Here is a 19,868-nt window from a genome sequence, read left to right as displayed (position 1 = left end):
CTCGCGGAATGGTTTGTCGCGAGGTCACAATGTCAAAGGATAGTCGTAAGGATAGCGATAAGGATAGGCATATGCCTATCCTCGAACACGGCGCCGACACGCTGCAGCGTGTCGAGATCATCACCGGGACGGGCCGACGTCGGCGCTGGTCGACCGATGCGAAGGCGGCGATTGTTGCGGAGAGTTTTGCGCCGGGCGCAAGCGTGTCCGCAGTGGCGCGGCGACACGACATCAGTCCAAGCCTGTTGTTTCTCTGGCGTCGCCAGGCTACGCGGGCGCAGGTCGCGGAGCGCGGGGACAGAGGCATGCCACCTGGCTTTGTGCCGGTCGCGATCACCGGCTGTGGGCGCCCGAGTGAGGAGCAGGCGGCGATCGAGATCGAGGTCGGCGCGATTCGCATCCGTGTCAGGGGGACAGTGGACCGGGAGGCACTGTGCGAGGTGCTGGCGGCGGTCGGGACGGTTGGTCGATGATCGGGCTTCGAGCTGGGTTGTCGATCTGGATTGCGACGCAGCCGGTCGATTTCCGCCGCGGCATGGACTCGCTGGCGATGCTGGTGAGCGAGGCCTTTGGAGCCGATCCGTTCGACGGCGGACTTTATGTCTTCCGCTCCAAGCGCCGAGATCGCGTGAAGATCCTGACTTGGGATGGAAGCGGCCTTGTCCTTTACTACAAAAGAATCGAGGGGCAGTTCACCTGGCCGCCGATCAAGGAAGGCGTCATGTCGCTATCTCATGCTCAGCTCTCGGTGCTGCTCGATGGCTCGGACTGGAAGCGTGTGCCGATGCGAGTTGTGGATCAGCCGATGCGAGCTGGTTGATCATTATCAAGAGTCGTTCGTCACTCATGCGGAGTTGTTGTAGAATCGCTCTGCATGAGTGATTTGCCTTCCGATCCAGCATTGCTCCGACAAGCCGTGATGACGCTATCGTCACGGCTTGCGGCGTTGTCGGAGGAATGCAGCACGCTGGCGACCGAGCGTGATGCAGCGATCGCCCAACGCGACGCTGCGATCCAGGAGAACGACAAGCTCCTGATAATCCTGTCCCAGTACAAGCGCACGATCTTCGGTCCGCGCTCCGAGACACTGGATATCGGACAGCTGTCTCTCTTCACCATCAGGGCACAGGCGGTTCGTGCCGCCGCCAACGACGACGTGACCGGAGGCAGGCTGCCTGACGGAGCGGAGGGCCGTGGAAAGCGACCGGCGCGACGCAACCGGGGGAAGCTTCCGGAGCATTTGCCGCGCATCGATGTCGTGATCGATATCGAGAGCCACATCTGCCCTTGCTGCGGCGAGCAGCTGCACAAGATCGGGGAGACCGTCAAGGAAGCCTTCGACGTCATTCCGATGCAGTACCGGGTCAAGCGCATCATGCGTCCACGGTACGGCTGCCGGGGATGCCGCCAGGGTGTTCTGCAGGCACCCGCGCCGGCCCAGGCGATCGACGGTGGAATGGTGACGGAAGCCTTGCTGGCCCACGTCGCGGTGATGAAATACGGCTACCAGCTGCCGCTGTATCGCCAGGAACAGATGTTTGCCGCCCAAGGCATCACGCTCGACCGGCAAACGCTGGCCTCGTGGATGGGCCGCGTCGCCTGGTGGCTGAAGCCGCTTCACGCGCTGTTGCGCCGCGCAGTGATGTCCTACCCGCGGCTGTTTGCCGACGAGACGCCGCTGCCAGTTCTCGATCCCGGCCGTGGCAGAACCAAAGTCTGCCAGTTCTGGGCGATCGCCACCGACGACCGCCCGTGGGGCGGCCCGGCGCCGCCGGCAGTAGTCTACGTGTTCGCCGAGGATCGCAAGGCAATCCGCGCCAGGCAGCTGTTTGGAGACTACGACGGCATCCTGCAGGTCGACGGCTACGCCGGGTACAAGGGGCTGATTAAAAACGGCGGCCGTCTGGTACAACTGGCGTTCTGCTTCGCGCATGCGCGGCGGAAGTTCTGGGACGTCCACATCGCGACGAAATCGCCGATTGCCGCGGAAGCGCTGCAGCGGATCGCGATGTTCTACGCCATTGAGGATCGCATTCGCGGTTTGCCGGCGACGCAGCGAGCTGCGGTGCGACAATCCGACACCAGACCGCTGATCGAGGACTTCAAGCCCTGGCTCGAGGCGCGACTGCTGGAAGTCTCGAAGAAATCCGGCCTTGGCAAGGCGATCCGCTACACCCTCAACCATTGGGATGGCCTGACGCGATTCATCGATGATGGGCGCATCGAGATCGACAGCAATACGGTCGAACGCAGCATCAAGCCGATCGGGCTGGGAAAGAAAAACTATCTGTTCGCAGGCAGTGAGGGCGGCGCCGAAACCTGGGCCACTCTCGCATCACTCATCAACTCCGCAAAGCTTCACGACATCGACCCACGGCACTATCTTACTGATGTTCTCGAGCGCATCGTCTCCGGACGTACCAAGATCAATCAGCTGAACACGCTGCTGCCGTGGAATTGGAAAGCCGAGCGCGATGGTTCGGAGCCAAAGCTCGCCGCTTGATCAGTTCGACGGCAAGGCGTCGGGAACTTCCTGCGCATCGCTGGCGTCGTCGTAGATCTCTTCGCGGATCACGCGCAGCGTTACCTCGTGCAGATACACTTGCAGCGCACCCTCCAGCTCGGTGAACTCGGGCAGCAGGACTCGATCAACGAAGCCCCGTGACGCACGGACCATCACCGTGTTACGTCGCTGTCGGCGATATCGAAACGGCCGCAGCCCATATCGGCGGCAAAGCGCCAGAAACAGGTGCCGAGACCACTGGTCGGGAAGTGAGAATTGCTGTTCGATCGGTGGATCGTGGCGAGCAAGTTCCTCGACCCGGGCCCGCACCCGCTGCAGCGCGGCTTCCGCTGCAAGGCGCTCACCAGCAGTTCCGGCACCCACGAACAACGCCTCGATCTTCCGAAGCTTCTCGCGCAGCTGCGACTCGCTGGTCATTCTGATCCCCGTTGCCCGCTCCGAACCGGGATCAACCCATCACCGCGCGCCGGCGGCGTCAATCATCCCGACCGCGCTATCCAGAGCATTCCGCGCAAGTCAAGCCCAGGCACCCGTGATCCTCTCGTGACGCTCACCAACAACCGAAGGCTCCTCGAGCCCATCGGCAACATACCGCCGGCCGAGGCCGAGCAACGCTACTACGCCATGCTGGAACAACCCGCCATGGCGGCATAACTTAAACCAAATGGCCTCCGGCAATCCCGGGGCGGTTCACGCAGGATGGAACAGCAAAGCGTGAGCGGAAGGTGCTCCAATTATAGCGACAGCCTACAATGAACCAGCCTAAAACGAACGTTTCCGGAGTGCCTCAACTATTCAGTGACGGCTCGATGTCAGCGCCGACCGGCCCGACCTCAAATCAAATGCGCCATTCTCACCGAGTAGTAATCCCTTAAGAACCACTCCCACCTTTTGGGGGTCCACCAGCCCTACAGTCACAATTCCGATCAAGTTGTCCGCTTTATTGGTAATCTGATGAAGCGAGATCAGGCCCTCGTGTTCCGCTAGCTCGTGATGGTGAGGATAAAGCAGCATCAGGCGATCGCACTCGTAAACATGGGAGTAGGCCATCATTTGGTAGACATCGGCCTGACCTACTCCTCGCTTTGCATCGTCGATTGCTCCCTTGAGCCGTTTCCATTTTGTATCGATCACTAACAGGGGCTTGCCATTTCGACTCACAACGATGTCAGGTCGCGTCGCAAAGCGCGCCGCCCCCGTATGCAGATCTATGAGCGCGTGTTTCCTAGGTCCTTGCAACTGCACCGCAAGGTCTGTCCCTCGTAAAGCGCTCCGCAGGATCCGCCCGACAAACTCTTCAAAAAGCGTGTTCATTTCAAAGAGTAGCGAAAACCCTTCAACCGAGCCCGACGTTGTCGATTGGAACTGATGTTGGAGAAACAGCTTCGCAAATCGGAGCAGTTCTGCCCAAGCCGCATTGGTTCGATCGATGAGAACCCGATCCCAGCGCAGCGAGCCAATCGGGACAGTCGCCACACTATCATAAGCAAACATGAGCTCGGCTAATCTTCGTTGATTCTCAATATTCGAGGAGATTGCACGAAGACGCGATATCGCCGCCTTCATGATCTGATTTAGAGGGACGTTCTGGTTCAATTCATCAAATCGACACGCCAGCTTTTGTGGCGTCGACACCATGATCGTAAACTGTCGAACTACATCGAGGGTCCCACGCAGCGCTGTAACGTCTTCCTCCAATTCCGTGTACTGCCGCGGAATTCCCTGGCGGAGCGCGGCAAACAGCTTTCCGCAAAACATGCGAATGATGATCTCGAGCATATTGTCACTCTGCCAACCAAGCGCTGTGACCGGACCTGTGGCGATATCAAGATCGAGAACCTTCGCCAGCATATGTACTAAGCTTCGGCGAACTGCCTGATCGTCACTTGCGCCCTCGATCTTTGGCAAAATCTCCAGGGTCACTCCATTCGCAACGAGAACTCCAACAACCTGTTGCGCCAAAAGGCTTGAGGATCTATCCACTAAGATCCTCGCTCCGCCATCACCTCCTAGCTTTGTCCGCCGAGCGACTCGCAGCAAGTTTTCAGCGAGAGGCCGGGTAAAAGCACCCGCCCCACTCGACGGCGCCTCAATTGGTAACCCCGTCCACTCCCTTACTGTCCGACGGATCATTGCATCAGGCCTTCGAAGGCTCCATCCTCAAACTTCGAACGGATTGCATACCGAAATCGCTCGGTTATATCGGCTTCCGGAAGCATCGATGGCGCGGGCAGTCTGATGCGATTGATAAAACGCCCCTCATCGCTTGTCTCCCCAAGTACTATTCGCACCTTTTCCCAATCGTCATAGAAATACTCGGCCAGTAGCGGGATGACCTTCTTTCGCATCACGTCATCCAACTTCTCCCGCGTATCGCACTCCATGAAGTAAGCATGTCCTATCTGGTGCTCTCGATCGAATAAATACTCGATACGCTCGTTCAGGCGAAGCAAAACAGACGACAGGTCAACTCCCTCTACATCTCTGCTAAGAAGAATTGCGTCGGGCATTAGCTCTTTGAATTGAAATCTTCGGCGCAGGGCTGTATCTAGCAGCGCAATAGAACGATCCGCTGTATTCATCGTGCCAATGATGTGCAGGTTCGGAGGCACTCCAAAATCTTCTCCGGAATAGGGCAGGGTGACGGTCAACGCGTTGATGCGGCCGAGGCGCTTATCCGGCTCTAGAAGCGTTATAAGCTCGCCGAAGACCTTCGAAACATTTGCTCGATTGATTTCGTCGATAATCAGAACGTAGGGAAGTGGCGCGCCTCCAGGTCGACCCTCATTTTCAGTCTCGCCAATAAGCGTTGCAAGCGCGGAGCGATTGAGCTTTGCCGTATCCAGCTTGTAGAGCGCGGCCTGCGTAAACTTCCCCTGTAAGATCGTCTCGACGGGGAGAGCCCGCTCAAACACGCGTAGCCAGCGAACTTTTCGTCGATGACGAAATTGGGGCGCATTACCATGGTACTCATACGGCCCGATAACTTCGCCCACCGCTCGAAATTCCGTATTCCCATACGCGATAATGACAATGTCTCCTTCCTTCATTACCGCACGCATGTAGTGAGACTGACGGACCCGAGAACTCTGGCTGTTGACGTCCGGGTCTTTGGTTCGCCACTCATTCAAGATCGCATCAAATTGCTCATAAGCGGAGTTACTCCAATCGAATCCCGTACCCCATCCTAGGGCGATGTAGCTTCCCTCTATAGCCGCCCGATAAATTTCCTCATCGCCGTCCGCCGCGCCCAACGACATCTTGAAGAAGTCACGTTTGCTTAGATCAATGTCCGTTGAAGCCGCATGACCGGCCTGTTTAGCCACTGACGCCACACGCTTAAAGACGCCATCTGTCGGCTTCAATCTGAAACCCGTGCTTGTCTGATTGTCCGCCTCCTGGTCGGGGCTCGTATCAGGCCTCAGCCCCTCCACAAATTCTTCATAGCTATAACTCTGATGGAACGTTACGAAAGCGATGCGACCAGCTCTTTTGAGCGCATTGAATCGCGCCATAACTGCTCCGCGACCAACGCCATCTGGCAACTTTCCATCACACAGCAACACGGCTTCACGCGCACTCGAGTATGTCTTCCCAGTGCCTGGCGGGCCATAAAGGATCAAGTTGGTCGCCGTTTGGCCAGCCACGATATTCTCGTCCTTCAATTCTGTTGCATTACGTTTTGCCGCTTCATCTGCGAAGTCAAAGCGCTCGTACCAGTCCAACGCAAACTTTAGCTGCGCTGCGCTCGTCACCCGCACGCTTCGCACGGGTCGGGGAAATCCCTTCTCTCTGAAAGAAACTGCGGGTTGATGAGTCAGGCGATTAGGCAAGTTCGAATGTCGCCCCTCATTTGCCTCATACAATCTTTGTTCAACGACTGGGATTTTAGCTCCGCTGTCTTCAAACCAGAGCTGTACAATCGAATTGCCGCGCTGCAGCGCTATCGCCCTCTTGTCCGACAAATCGAATGACACCAGGTATTTGGTATCCACGTCAGGCGTTCCATAGCGGCGACGCAATTCGGCTTCTGCGCTCTCAGTATCGATTTGCTCATTGTTGTTCGGCGCGAATGCAAAGACCGTCGTCGAGCTGTTCTGAGGTCCTTCCCGCGAAATCTGCGAAACGCTTGCGTCGACAAGAAATTTGTCGCTCCCAATTGCACTGCACACAGCTGGGATGGCGTCACTAAGACCCATTTGCTTTTGTACATCACCCGCTCTGACAGAAACGGACGTGTCCCCACGGGCCCTTGCCGGTTCAATGAAATTTGCACGTACGAACCAACGGATATCGTCAGCTTGACTCATAGGTAATTTTCCAAATTATCATACGAACGAAAGTAGATAGCGCAGCCGGATTTCGAACAATGCCCGATTGGACGGCCGTACCATTAGATTATGAGGAATACGGCAGAGGAAGCGAGACGTTCGTCGCATCAGACGCCACTTTTGACGCTCGCTCTATAAAAAAGAATACATCTCCGGCTAATCCTGAGCGCCAGGAGCATTTCTTAAAGCAGTTGAGGAACATTGCGTGGCATCTCGGCACCGACGAGATCCCCGTATTTTTGAACTTCAATGGCAAGCAGCTGCGTATGGACAAAGGCTGCCTCGGCCACGCCGTCGCGGCAGGAGCAATCGAGGCCCCCAACGATGGGCCACGCGGCCACGTCGTGACTGTGACTCTCTTGCAGCAATTGGACCCCGGATCGAACGACGAGGATAGCTCGCTAAGCAGATTCAAGGCGGATTACCGCACCTATGTGCTAGCCAAATACAACAGATTCGACATCACGCGCCAGAGCGGCAGGGATAAAGCATGCTACTTCAAAGCAACGGACTTTCCGACGTACATGCGCTTGGTACACAGTTTTGCGAAATCTACGGTCGCTCTGGTATGCGAGGGCCGTTGGAAGGAAATAGCTTTGGCGACGTTAGTAAACTTGCCGACTTCGGTAAGGATCGAACGGCACGACAAGACGGTTCACCTCGTCACACGCACTCTTCCGGTCGATATTGCTTCTCCCGTCGAAACTCAAAGAGATGCTATCGACGCTGCAATGCAGGCCGCGGAGTCCCTGCTTCCCTATGCTGAGCAGGTGCGGACTGCGAGCAATCAGTAAAGCCCTTAGGAAGGGCTTGATCTTCCTAGATTCGCAAATGAGATGGTATGGAAGAAGTCGTCCAATGGCCGACAGACGCCACACTGCCGAGAGGATGACCGGCTTCAGAGACCGTGCCCCGCTGAGATATTTGATTCAGGATTACCCTTTGAGATCCTCTCTATGATGGCCGGCCGGATGTAACTTCCTACAAGGACCTCGACCTCGTCGCCTTCTTCCGCACCGAGCAAAGCCGTCGCCACTGGCGTGAGGTGGTGGATAATTCCGCGCGAGGTATCGGATTGCGCCTTACTGATGGTCACATTGATCGTCCTCTTGTCATCAGTCAGATAGCGAAACTTCACCGTGTCTCCGACTTCCACTCTTCGGTCATTGTTCGAGCTCGGTTGCTTTGCATCAGACGGCGCGACAATAATCGGCCTGCTATCGCTAAGAACATCGGACGCACGTCGTTCGGGCTTTAACCTGATTTCGGGAGACGTGGCGCCGGGTTGGGGGGTCCTAAGAAATTCCTTTTCACGGCGTTTCAAAGCAGAAAGCTGATCGATTACTGCCTTCCGGAGCTTCTCTGCTTCTTGACGGGGGCTGTTAAACCAGTCCGTTGACCAGATTCGATGCAGCCTCCAACCCAAACCTTGAAGGATCTCTTGTCTAAGCCGGTCACGGTCGCGCGCTGACTTAGCCGAATGATAGCTCGCGCCGTCACACTCGACCCCGAGAACAAACCCATGTGGCCAATCCGGATGACGAACGCCAATATCGACAAAATAGCCGGCCACCCCTACCTGCGGCACGGGGGTACAGCCCATCGCCTTTATCTGTTCAATGACAAATAGCTCAAAGTCTGAGTCTGGCTCTCGCTCAGTTGTCTCACCGGAATCGAGAACACCGCTCGCCGAATACTCCAGCCAGCGCTTGAGCATGTGCGCACCGGCGTTGCTATTCTCCTCCGCCTCGATATCTCCAGCAGTCATTGACGAGAACGTCACGATCTTTTGCTTCGCACGGGTGAACAGGACGTTTAATCTCCGCTTGCCCGCGAGGCCATTTATGGGACCAAAACGCTGCATGACGCGAGCGCCTGGTTCCTCCGCACCGTATACCGTCCCTATGAATATGACGTCGCGCTCATCGCCCTGTACATTCTCTAGATTCTTGATGAAAAACTCCTCGAGACCGTCGTTCCGTTCCCTCCACGCGTCGACATACTTCTGTACCGAACGGCTGTTCGCGACCGCGTATTCGAACTCCTCGATGATAAGGTCACGCTGCTTCTGATTCAGGGTAACCACACCAAGCGACCTATCAGGATCCGTTTGCATGAACTCGACAATCGCGTCGATCATCGCCTTCGCTTCAACCGGATTGGTGCCGGCTTTGTAGCGTCCCTTCACGTTCCTAGACTCGACCCCCATATGCGCGATCGCCTCTGTCGGGGAGGGGAACACGATGAGAGAGTCATCGTAGACTAATCTGTTTGAGAATTTGATGAGACCCGAATGGCGCGAGCGGTAGTGCCAACGAAGGCGCCGGGCTGGACGGAATGAGCCATTGGCCATTTCCAGTATCGACTCGTTTGAGACAGCTTCATCCTCGTCTGCCTCCTCGTCATCAATCACCGTCTTGAAGAAGCTGCTCGGTGGAAGCTGATTAGTGTCGCCAACAACCACAGCTTGCGAACAGCGCAAAAGAGCGCCGATCGCAGACTCCGGTGGCATTTGGGAGGCCTCGTCGATAATGCAAAGGTCAAATTGGATGCTGCCTTTTGGCACGTACTGCGCAACCGCCAAGGGTGACATCATCCAGCAGGGCTTGAGTTCGATCAGCGCCTCTCCGGCCCGTTGCGTTAAATCGCGAACGGGTATGAACCTCTGCTTTTTGTTGATCTCATTCTCAATCAGCGACATGTTCGTCCAGGTGGACTTTCTGCCAATCCCATTGCCCATCGGTGGACGCGCAGTGGCCTGCACCGTGGCGCGAAGCTGCTTACGCGACAACTGAATTAATTCTCGATCCTTCTCGACGAGGGTAGCTCTGAGTTCGTCCAGCCTCGCACCTCGATATCGGCTGAGCTTGCGACCCAACTGCGCGTACACGGCCTTAGCCAACTGGCGTATAGCAAGCGCTTCAACTTGAGAGCCCAACCCTATTAAGGAGCCATGCCGCTGTCTTTCCTGTACGAGGGGCAGGATTCCTTCCGGGCCGGCATCGGTAAGCGCTGTCGCGAAGGTCGCGAACGCAAATAGACCACTTCCGTCCAAGGATGCTTGTTCGAGTGCTTCGGCGGCCTCGGAGAGGCTCCGATCGCGCGTAAATGCATCCGCTTCAATCTTTGCAATTTCGGCCAGCTTGGCCAAAGTGGTCGTGAGCTTGTCCTCTGAGGACAGCGCCGCGCTGATAGCTTGAGAAGCCGCCAGCGGGTCTCCCCTGAAGAGGACATTCCGGAGCAGAGAGGCGTGATTTTCGGTCGACTGCGCCCATTTGCTCAGCGCCCCCAGGTGCTCGCTTTGGGTCTTGTGACCGGCGAAACGCTCGCCCAAGAGTTCGCGCGCTTGTTGGTGATCGTCGAGGCCGCGGCGCTGCGATATAAGCTTTTCCAACCGCAGCCTTACATCTCGGATTTCGGCGAGCCCGACCTCCCGATTTCTGATCACGTCGGCAACTTGCTCGATCTCGCCTATCGCATGGTCAATCCGTGCAGCGTCCTGTTCCGCAGCGGCGATCCGCTCATCCAGGGATGCAAAGCTGATCGAAATACCCGTGGCAGGAATTGCGGGAAATAGGTCGAGTTGGCTCAATGGGCCGTCGCGCAAAAGCCCGCGCAATGAGATGTGCTCGGGTCCACCAAATTCCCCTGAGATTCCCTCAAGAAACCGCGCCAAGCGAACGAACGGCTCGAAGTGGGTGTCCAAACCACGATAGTAAAACCCAAATAGGCCACTCGCATCGGCCTGCGTGTTGAACTCGGCAGATCTGCGCTGGAATGAAAGAAACTCATCGAGGCTTTGGATTGCCTCTGCTTTAGAGAACCTTGACGAACGCGAGATCGACCTGAAAAGCCGCTTTGCCTCGCGGTACTTAGATGAAAGAAAGGAAAATGTTCCGGCGCTGCGGAAAGTTGAAACGCAAGCGACAAGTGATCCAGGCGAAACATCGGCAGATAGGGAGATCTTCTCCGAAAGGCTTGTCCGCAGACTCTGTAGCTGCTGCCCCTCCTCGCACAATCGGCGCAAGTGAAAGTGAGCGTCCTCTTGCGAATGCTTTCCAGTCCTCATCGCAAGTGCTTCGCGCCCGACTTCTCGACATAAAGCGTGCGCCCTGCCTATATCATCCAGCGACCAACTTTTTGCGGCCTCATGAGCGCTGACGAGCGGCAACAACTTAGCCGCTATCCCACGAGCTGTATTTGCTGATGCTCGGTGGCTCTGCGCCTCCTGGGCTAGCTCGCCTTCGCTGATGGAGGAAAGTGTGGCGCGTACGCAGATCTCCTCCAATCGCCGGATCTTCTTTAAGGCCGCCGCGCCTGGTTCCTCCGCAAGTTCGGACGCAAGTCGATCTTCGGTTGCATTCAGATCGTCGCATTCCTTGAGAAACGAAGCTAGTTGGCTCGCTTTACCCTCGGCGAGCACCTGGCGAACCAGCTCTGGTGAGTGCATCTGCAAATGCTCGGTACACGCCGGCAGGAATTCCCGAAGCGCCTCTAAGCTCGAACGAATCTGATTCTCAAGGCCCCAAGGCTGGAGTGCTTCCAATGCAATCGAAAGTGCTCGAGCTTCGTTGGAAGCTTTGGCGGCAAGTGCGCACACCTCTTCAACGGTAAAGCGGTCGGGATTAACAAGCTGGGTGTCCTTCCACGCAAGACCCGAGACGAGTACCTCTGCATGAGCCTTCTCGATCTGTAGGCCCACTTGCACGAGCCCCGATAAACCTGAAGCTGTTTGCGTCTCGCTCCGAAGCTTACAACGCTCGAGCGCTTCGTTCGAAATTCCGGTTAGCCGATCACTGGTCGCGATGCTCTTCCCAAGGATGGCGTGGACCGTCAGTCCGGATTGACCAAATTCGGTTGTCAGCAGGTCGATGTAGTCCGCCAGTTCTTGACGAACACGCCGGAACTCATCGATTTTAGTGTCATAGCCCCGAATTGCCTGGCTCTGCTGCATATCCAGTCGAGCCCGTATGGACTCAATCACCTGTTCACGCGTCGACTTCTCAGCTTGAAGCGGCAACAAGAATTCGCCCAAGCCGACTGCCTCGAGCCGCGATTTGACCACGTTTAAAGCGGCAAGCTTCTCGGCGACGAAGAGAACCTTTTTGTTCGCTGCAAGCGCTCCGGCAATCGCATTTACAATCGTTTGAGACTTGCCCGTACCTGGTGGGCCCTCAACTGCCAAATTCCGGTCGTCGGCTATATCGACCAGAACGCTGAATTGGGATGAGTCAGCGTCCATGACGAGGCACGGCACCTTGGCCTCGATGTCGGGCTTATCTACTTCATACTCGTCGGCGAAGGGCGAGGCTCCAGCGGCTTCCGAGCCAGCAAGAAGTGACTGCACAACATCGTTTTGCGGAAAGCCGGGCTGGCTCGGATCGAGATCGTGATACATTGCCATTCGAGCAGAAGGAAAGACGCCGATCGCGACCTGACGTCTGACGCGCCATTTCCTGTTTTTAGGCAGGACGCTCCCAACGTCGGCGAGGTAAGCCTCAACCGACGTTCCGTCGAATCTGGGCATTTCTATCGAAAATTCGAGGCTCAGCTTCTCAGTGAGGACAGCATTCAACTCTGGCACATCACCCATTCCAGCGATGAAATACTTGGGGCCCTGCGCCGTTCGGACACGCTTGATTTCGACCTGCAGAAGGATAAGAGGCGCGAACGAGCTCTCACCCCGATCATCCTCCGACCACTCCAGAAACCCGAACGCAACATGGAGCACGTTCATGCCGGTTTCCTGTAGCCAGGTCCGGCTCTTGGACATGATCGCATTTAGCTTTCGCTCGAGATCGCTAGGCAGCAATAGGGTTTGGATCTTGTCGTCCGTATGGCGTCCGTCGGCGTGCTCGGCTTCGACCGCGGGCAGATCGTAAGAAGGAAGGATGCCGTTATTCTTGGCGTGCTGGGTAAGATTAATTTCGGACTTTTGCACTCGCGGCGGCATTCCGAGTTGCTGTCTCACTCGGTCTTTAAGAGCGCGTTCTGCAGTGCGGGTCTTGTCGAGATAATCATCGCCGTCTCGATCGACGGCTTCCATAGCGACAACGTAGTCGTCGTCTGTTAGTCGCGCGTTGATGAGCGCTTCGCGGAACGCGTCTGCCTGTTCGTCACGAGGATCCCCTTCGAGGGGTGGAAGAGGTATCAGTTCCAGTTCTTGCCCATTACAGAGTTCAAAGAACAGCACGTCCGGAAGCTCGTCCACGGTTCTCAGATGAGCGTTCGAGCGTGGACCGAGTTTGGTCGAAATAAGAGGATTGCGCCTACTCAGATCGAGCAGCTTTGGACGAAGATTCTCGATTCTCGCGCGGATCAGCGTGTCGAGACTTTCAGATCCAGGCTTCATGTTGGAGCTGACCTTCAATTATCGGGGAGCTTAGGACCAAAAGGTCCTAGTGGTGCAGCGATATTGGGGCGAAAAGCCGCCCGGACGAACGGAAAGGTCGAAGCGAGCTCAAATTCAGCGCAAATGCTTGTGGATCGAAGTTCACTACCGCCCCTGACATCTCGCTTTTAAAGCTGCGAGTTATGCTCAACCGCTACCTTTTTATGTTGTACAGCCGCGCGTTGTGTCCAGAAGATTATGCCCACTCCCGACGAAAGTAGGTCCGTACAAGCCCGGCGTTATTACCGGAGCGAGTTGATCGACTAGACGGGCAGCAAATTAATGCCGGGCTTTTCCTCCGCCACAGCACTTTGCCAAGCTTGTCGCCCTTTTGTGTTTCTGTAAGTACCGGACAGAGCGAGCATTTCTGCCGGCGTCAAACCAAAGACCACCGGATGGTCCAACGATATGGGCCCAAAACCTAGCTCCGCTGAAAAAAAATCCCTGAATGAGAGTGGGGCCGGTCCGCGAGCGGAGACGCGCCTGAGGAATTAGCCACCCCCCACCCAATCAATCGACGGCTTTTCGAGGACAGAACGGTTGAACTCGAGCCTCATCGCGGTCTCTTTGCGCGTGAACCACCGCTACGTGATTCTACGAAGATCGGCGTATGCCGTACCTTCTTCTAGTCGCCAAGCCCTGCGACTGCGCCATCCAGGGGAAGTGCTATTCGACAAAGAAGCCCCTCAGGGTCAAACTTGACGGTCACCTCCCCGTCAAGGTCATGAGCCAAGGTACGTTCGAGCAGCGTAGATCCAAAGCCGCGGCGAGCCGGCGGAGAGACCACCGGGCCGCCAACTTCCTGCCAAATGATACCGAGCTGTGCCCCTGCACCGCTAGTTCTTCTCCAGTCAACTTGCACGCGGCCCTCGTCCTTGGAGAGCGCTCCGTATTTCCTCGCATTCGTACACAACTCGTGCAACGCCATCGCAATCGAAACGGCCTGTTTTGGCGTCAGCAGAACTCTCGGGCCGGCGAGCGATATCCGATTCGCGTTTGTCCCCTTGGCATCAAGAGTTGTCTCGGCGAGCTCCGCCAGCGACGCGTTCTCCCAGTTTGCATGCGTGAGCAGATCGTGTGCGTGCCCTAGTGCAATAAGCCGCCCCTCAAACGCATGTCGTGCCTCAATAGGATCGGCATTATTCCTGAAAGTCTGGTGCGCGATGGCTTGGACAATCGAAAGCGTATTTTTGACGCGATGGTTGAGCTCGTCCACGAGCAGCTCGCGGGCCTTCTCAGCTTCGTCGCGCTCGGTGACGTCGACATTTGCTCCAATCATTCCCATAAATTCGCCCGAAGTCGAAAAGCGAGGATGGGCGCGAGTTTCAAGCATGCGATAGCGGCCCTTCGCATCGAGGTAACGGGCCTTCAGCTCGAAGTCGCTACGTGCATTTAGAGCACAGGAGACTTTGCTGACTACGCTCGCGCGGTCTTCCGGGTGCAATGTATCGCTCCAATCGAATTCTGGAACTCCTTGCGCTGAAACGCCCCAGAACTCGCGTAGCATCTGATTGAGCTGGACGCATTTCCCGGCCGCATCGCTCATCCAGATCATCACGGGTGCGTTCTCAACCATGAGTCGGAAACGCTCTTCGGACGAGCGAAGCTCAATCTCGGCCTGTTTGGCCGTGGTGATGTCGAGTGCCACACCGATAAAGCCGACATGCTCTCCGTGCTCATCGAACCTAGGCTGGGATACGGCTTTGATCCATCTCCAATCTCCATTCGTTCGCAAGATTCTGATCTCGACCGCGAATAAGTTCTTAGGTGGATCACGGCTCACTGGCACAAGCTTTCGCAGCTGCTCGGCCTTCAGGATTCGCTCGGCATCTTCCGGGTGCACCCGGGCGCGCCAATCAAGTCTAAGCGCCTCCTCGTAATTCAACTCAAAGAATTCCGTGTACGCCTGATTTACGAATGAGCGATCGCCGTCGAGTTTGGTGACCCACATTGGAATCGGCGCGCTGTTGGCTATCGTTCGAAATCGCTCCTCGCTCTCACGGAGAGCCTGTTCGGCAAGTTTTGCGTCCGTCACGTCGAAGTGCGCGCCTATCAGACGGATCGGTCGACCATCGGTATCTCGGTCGATTTGAGCCGCGACCCGGACCCAGCGTGTCCGGCCGTCGCTCGGCCGAATAATGCGATATTCAGCTGAGTAGTCCGAGGCGGTACTTGCCAAAGAATCGAGAAACTGGCTTTCGACGCGAGTTCGATCCTCAGGATGGATGCGCGCAACCCAGTCCTCATGAGTCTCGTTGGCTGCCGTCGGAGGGAGGCCGTGGATTATCAAATATTCGGGCGACCTGCGGTTGCGGAAGCCGTCTCGAAGGTCGACCTCTACTCCACCAATACCGGCGATCCGGTGGATCAGCGCCAGCTCCGCTTCGCGCGCTTGCAATTGCCGGAGCAGCCGGTGCACGTCTGATCCAGCATCTTGTGTCAAAGCACTCAATTGTAAATCTCAGGTTAGGTGATTTAAAACGTAGCCCAACGCTCGCAAGGAAAACTGGTTCCCAAGGTCAAGTCGACCACTACTAAACGCCTTCCGATTGATACCCCGCTTTTCAGCGGCCGAGCAGTACCAGCGATACTTTTTGCGGTTAACCAACACCCCCGTGCGATCCCCCCACCTTTTGTTCAAATGGGCTTTTTGTTTTTATTTCCGAACTTTTTGCGTGTGAACCATGGAGACCGGTCGCGTATCCAAGCTTCCAGACTTTTGCCCACCCCCCGGGGCTCGAAGTCCAAGCAGCAAAGAGCCCGACTTTAGAGCTCTAATGGTGCTCCGACTTTGTAGCAAGCTGCGGGCGGCCTGTTACGACCGATCGACGGACATCGACCGCAAGACCGCCTCATAGAGCGTCCCGTCGTCGAGTTGCCTACGTCGCTCCAATGCTGTGATGTGCTCCAGTTCGCGATCAGTCATCCGCATAAGCACTTCCCAGCCGCCAACACGTTGAGCTATGCGGTTCTGGGTGACTTCGGTGGGCTCCTGCTTAGCTTGGAAGGCCTTCAGTCGCTCGGTAACGCTAGTCGTCGCCTTTGTACTCCGGTCCATGTGCGGGTTAGCCGTAGGTGGATGGGCGCTCGCTCGCGAACGCTCATCGGCTATAACAATTGAAGGTTCTATTGAAGGTTCTATTGAAGGTTTAAGCCGCACAGCTATGCGGCCCGGGCTTCGTCCGCGGTGCGGCCTGGTCAAGCCGCAATCTGCACTCACCAGATACGGGTTACCCGTAGCTGGCGGGACGATTTCAGGCGTAGCCGCGATCTGCGGCTTGGTTGCCGCGTCGGACATATTGAGCTGGTAGTGAAACGTTTGCCATTGACCGCGGCGTTTGGGCGCCCTCGTGACGGATATTAGGCCCTGAGTGATCAGCTTTTTGGTCTGTCTCTGAACCGTATCGAGAGACATTTCAGCATGCTCGCTGAGTGTCCTCTGCGAGGGCCAACAATAACCGTGTTCGTCGGCATAGTTCGCGATTGCGAGGAGCAAAAGCTTCCGCCCGCAATGGCCGACTTTCTGGTGCAATGCCCACGCTGTTACCTGCCAACTCATCAGAACTTGCCCGTATCGGAACAGCTTTTCGGGCAGTTCGAATGATTGGAGATTGCAGCGTATGCAGCGCGTCGGCCACGAAAGCGGCCCAGTGGGCGATCGTCGGCATCAAAGGCAGCATACAGCTTTGGTGAAACCTGTACGAAGCGGCCGAGGTGTGTTTCGGCATGGAATAAGGACCCCGTTTCGGGGTGATCGGCATCCAATCGGGACCCCGGGATAAGGGTCCACAGTGGCTTCCATCGAGTCATGGAAGCCGAGGTTGGGATGCTGGTGGTGGAGACGATTGGTAAGATCCGTCGCGCCTACTTTGTTGATGGTCGTCCGATCAAGGCGATCTGCCGAGAACTTGGCGTATCGCGGAAGGTGGTTCGCAAGGTCATTCGTTCTCAAGCGACGGAGTTCCGGTACGAGCGCGAGACGCAGCCGCTCCCGAAGATGGGTGCCTGGAGTGCCGAGCTTGATCGGTTGCTGGCAGGGAATGAGAGCAAGGCGGCGCGGGAACGGCTGACGCTGATCCGGCTATTCGAGGAACTCCGCGGCCTGGGTTATGCCGGCGGCTATGATGCGGTTCGTCGATACGCCCGACGGTGGACCAAGGAACGCGGCACCTCGACAGCGTCGGCTTATGTGCCGCTGAGCTTTGCACCAGGCGAAGCCTACCAGTTCGACTGGAGCCACGAGGTGGTCCTGCTGAGCGGCACCACGGTGATGGTGAAGGCTGCTCATGTTCGGCTCTGTCACAGTCGCATGCTGTTCGTGCGGGCCTATCCGCGGGAGACGCAGGAGATGGTGTTCGACGCCCACGACCGGGCATTCGCCCTGTTCAAAGGCACCTGCACCCGCGGCATCTACGACAACATGAAGACCGCGGTGGAGACGATCTTTGTCGGTAAAGGCCGTCTCTACAATCGCCGCTTCCTGCAGATGTGCAGCCACTATCTGGTCGATCCGGTCGCCTGTACGCCAGCGTCGGGCTGGGAGAAGGGGCAGGTCGAGAACCAGGTCGGGCTGGTCCGGGAGCGCCTCTTCACGCCGCGGCTGCGGTTCAAAAACCTCGACGAGTTAAACGCCTGGCTGCTCGACAAGTGCATCGCCTACGCCAAGGCTCATCGCCATCCGGAGCTGGTCGATCAGACGATCTGGGACGTGTTCGAAGCCGAACGCCCCAAACTCGTTCCCTATGCCGGCCGCTTCGACGGCTTCCATGCGGTGACAGCATCGGTCTCGAAGACCTGCCTGGTGCGCTTCGACAACAACAAGTACTCGGTCGCAGCCAGTGCAGTCGGACGACCGGTCGAGGTTCAAGCCTATGCCGATCGCATCGTGATCCGTCAGGATGGACGTATCGTTGCCGAGCACCCGCGATCCTTTGGCCGCGGCGATACCGTCTACGACCCCTGGCATTATGTGCCGGTGCTCGCCCGCAAACCCGGCGCCTTGCGCAACGGTGCTCCCTTCAAAGACTGGGTGCTGCCGGCCGCGATCGAGCGGATCCGGCGCAAGCTGGCCAGCACCGACGATGGCAATCGGCAGATGGTCGACATCCTCACCGCGGTGCTGACTGACGGTCTGTCCGCGGTGGAAGCGGCTTGTGCCGAAGCGCTCAGTCACAGCGTCCATTCCGCCGATGTCGTTCTCAATATCCTGGCCCGTCAACGTGAACCCGCCCCACCGGCCAACATCATGACGCCGGCCGCACTGACGCTCCGTCATGCACCGATCGCCGATTGTGCCCGCTACGACAACCTCCGGAGGACCATCTGATGGAACGAACCCAAATCTTCGACCTCATGGGCGAACTTAAGCTCTACGGCATGAAGGCTGCCTTCGACGAGATCATGGCAACTGCCGTCAAGCGCCAGCACGAGCCTCAACGCATTGTCGGCGACCTGCTCAACGCCGAGATCAACGAGAAGCAAGCCAGGTCGATCAAATACCAGCTCACCATTGCAAAGCTGCCGCTCGCCAAGGACATCGCCGACTTCCAGTTCGACGGCACGCCGATCAATCAGACTCTCGTCAATGATCTCGCTGGCGGCGGCTTCATCGCCCAACAACGCAACGTCGTGCTGGTTGGCGGCACCGGTACAGGCAAAACCCACCTGGCCATTGCCATCGCCAGAAGTTGCATCCGCGATGGCGCCAGAGGACGCTTCTACAACGTAGTCGACCTCGTCAACCGGCTCGAGACCGAGACCCGCAACGGTCGGCAGGGACGGCTCGCCGAGCATCTGACCCGCATGGACTTCATCGTTCTCGACGAGCTGGGCTATCTGCCGTTCGCGCAATCCGGCGGTCAGCTCCTGTTCCATCTCATCAGCCGGCTCTACGAGCGCACCTCCATCATTGTCACCACCAATCTTGCGTTCGGCGAATGGCCCAGTGTGTTCGGTGATGCCAAAATGACCACCGCGCTACTCGACCGATTGACCCATCACTGCGACATCGTCGAGACCGGCAACGACAGCTGGCGATTCAAAAGCCGCGACGATGTTCAAACAACCCGCGCTCGCGCCGTCTCCGCAACCCCGACCAGCTCCGACGACCCGAGCGCTACCAGCAGAGCACGCCGATCAAAGGGGTCACTTTTGGATGCCGATAGGGGGTCCCAGTCGAACGCCGATTGACAAATAGAAGCGCAGCGAGCCGATTGGCCTGCCGTTGCAGGACTATAAAAAACAGTATCAAACCCAGCAGCAGAACGATGACCGAAAGTCCCATAGCCAGGCTGTGCAATCGGAAAACGATGGGAGACCAAAGAAAATTAAGCACCATCTGTCCGAGCCAAACTTGCAAGGCGGGGCCATTAATCTCCTGTAGGTAGGTACGCCATCCGGCGATTGCGATCATCACATACAGAATGGACCAGGTGGCGCGAACACCCAGTTTGGAGGATTGAATGACGGCTTCTGCAGCCCAGCGTACCATGCGCCCGGCAAGTTGGTTGCGCCGATCAGCCAACCAACACCGACAACGGCTACAAGAAAGATGAGCAGACTTCGATTTCGTGCTTTCATGATCCGATATTGCCCGTTCAGCAACGGTCAGGAATAGGACAAT

The 19,868-nt window shown here is 57.0% G+C and carries 12 protein-coding genes and 1 pseudogene; 6 read left to right on the top strand and 7 right to left on the bottom strand.

Annotation, left to right across the window (positions count from 1 at the left end; translation table 11 throughout):
* The first annotated feature begins 71 nt into the window (after positions 1 to 71).
* The 3 genes from tnpA to tnpC all read left to right on the top strand — a co-directional run bounded on the left by tnpA (position 72) and on the right by tnpC (position 2,503).
* Entirely contained in the window at positions 72 to 473 is a 402-nt protein-coding gene (gene tnpA / locus HU230_RS44210; RefSeq protein WP_166202958.1) for an IS66-like element accessory protein TnpA, read from the top strand.
* Positions 470 to 820 (top strand): IS66 family insertion sequence element accessory protein TnpB, encoded by a 351-nt coding sequence (tnpB, locus tag HU230_RS38640; protein ID WP_166202960.1) that lies wholly within the window; start codon positions 470 to 472, stop codon positions 818 to 820. Before tnpA ends, tnpB begins: the two co-directional genes overlap by 4 nt.
* A gap of 99 nt (positions 821 to 919) precedes the next feature.
* Positions 920 to 2,503: an IS66 family transposase gene (gene tnpC, locus HU230_RS38635; RefSeq protein WP_176535223.1), complete on the top strand. Its 1,584-nt coding sequence runs from the start codon at positions 920 to 922 to the stop codon at positions 2,501 to 2,503.
* Here tnpC and HU230_RS38630 read toward each other — a convergent pair whose 3' ends face one another.
* The 3 genes from HU230_RS38630 to HU230_RS38620 form a co-directional block, all read right to left on the bottom strand.
* Positions 2,504 to 2,941 (bottom strand): hypothetical protein, encoded by a 438-nt coding sequence (locus tag HU230_RS38630; protein WP_018268855.1) that lies wholly within the window; start codon positions 2,939 to 2,941, stop codon positions 2,504 to 2,506.
* A 378-nt stretch (positions 2,942 to 3,319) separates the two neighbouring features.
* Positions 3,320 to 4,447, bottom strand: coding sequence for an McrC family protein (locus HU230_RS38625; RefSeq protein ID WP_210284313.1), 1,128 nt, complete (start codon positions 4,445 to 4,447; stop codon positions 3,320 to 3,322).
* A 206-nt stretch (positions 4,448 to 4,653) separates the two neighbouring features.
* Positions 4,654 to 6,834 (bottom strand): AAA family ATPase, encoded by a 2,181-nt coding sequence (locus HU230_RS38620; RefSeq protein WP_176533728.1) that lies wholly within the window; start codon positions 6,832 to 6,834, stop codon positions 4,654 to 4,656.
* Positions 6,835 to 6,893: 59 nt separating this feature from the next.
* Between HU230_RS38620 and HU230_RS38615 the strand changes: the two genes are divergently transcribed.
* A complete protein-coding gene (locus HU230_RS38615) occupies positions 6,894 to 7,649 on the top strand; it encodes a hypothetical protein (RefSeq protein WP_176533729.1) in 756 nt (251 codons plus the stop codon).
* Positions 7,650 to 7,753: 104 nt separating this feature from the next.
* Here the strand turns inward: HU230_RS38615 and HU230_RS38610 are convergent, their stop codons facing one another.
* The 3 genes from HU230_RS38610 to HU230_RS44205 all read right to left on the bottom strand — a co-directional run bounded on the left by HU230_RS38610 (position 7,754) and on the right by HU230_RS44205 (position 16,805).
* Complete coding sequence (locus HU230_RS38610) at positions 7,754 to 13,225, bottom strand: DUF4011 domain-containing protein (protein WP_176533730.1); 5,472 nt, start codon at positions 13,223 to 13,225, stop codon at positions 7,754 to 7,756.
* 646 nt (positions 13,226 to 13,871) lie between these two features.
* Positions 13,872 to 15,665 carry a PAS domain S-box protein gene (locus HU230_RS43910; protein WP_176533731.1) on the bottom strand — a complete coding sequence of 598 codons (1,794 nt, stop codon included), beginning with the start codon at positions 15,663 to 15,665 and terminating at the stop codon, positions 13,872 to 13,874.
* Between the two features lie 396 nt (positions 15,666 to 16,061).
* On the bottom strand, positions 16,062 to 16,805 hold the full coding sequence (locus HU230_RS44205) for a helix-turn-helix domain-containing protein (RefSeq protein ID WP_176533732.1): 744 nt from the start codon (positions 16,803 to 16,805) through the stop codon (positions 16,062 to 16,064).
* A gap of 267 nt (positions 16,806 to 17,072) precedes the next feature.
* Between HU230_RS44205 and istA the strand changes: the two genes are divergently transcribed.
* Together istA and istB are read left to right on the top strand one after the other, a co-directional pair.
* Positions 17,073 to 18,572 (top strand): IS21 family transposase, encoded by a 1,500-nt coding sequence (gene istA, locus HU230_RS38595; RefSeq protein ID WP_176535224.1) that lies wholly within the window; start codon positions 17,073 to 17,075, stop codon positions 18,570 to 18,572.
* The gene (gene istB, locus HU230_RS38590) at positions 18,572 to 19,435 is read left to right on the top strand and encodes an IS21-like element helper ATPase IstB (RefSeq protein ID WP_166107168.1); all 864 of its coding nucleotides are present in this window, start codon (positions 18,572 to 18,574) and stop codon (positions 19,433 to 19,435) included. Before istA ends, istB begins: the two co-directional genes overlap by 1 nt.
* Here istB and HU230_RS44200 read toward each other — a convergent pair.
* Positions 19,362 to 19,825: pseudogene (locus HU230_RS44200) on the bottom strand (TspO/MBR family protein). The gene istB and the pseudogene HU230_RS44200 overlap by 74 nt on opposite strands.
* Positions 19,826 to 19,868 lie beyond the last annotated feature (43 nt).

This window comes from Bradyrhizobium quebecense (assembly GCF_013373795.3).
GTDB classification, from domain to species: Bacteria; Pseudomonadota; Alphaproteobacteria; order Rhizobiales; family Xanthobacteraceae; genus Bradyrhizobium; species Bradyrhizobium quebecense.
This window is presented reverse-complemented; position numbering and strand designations above follow the sequence as displayed.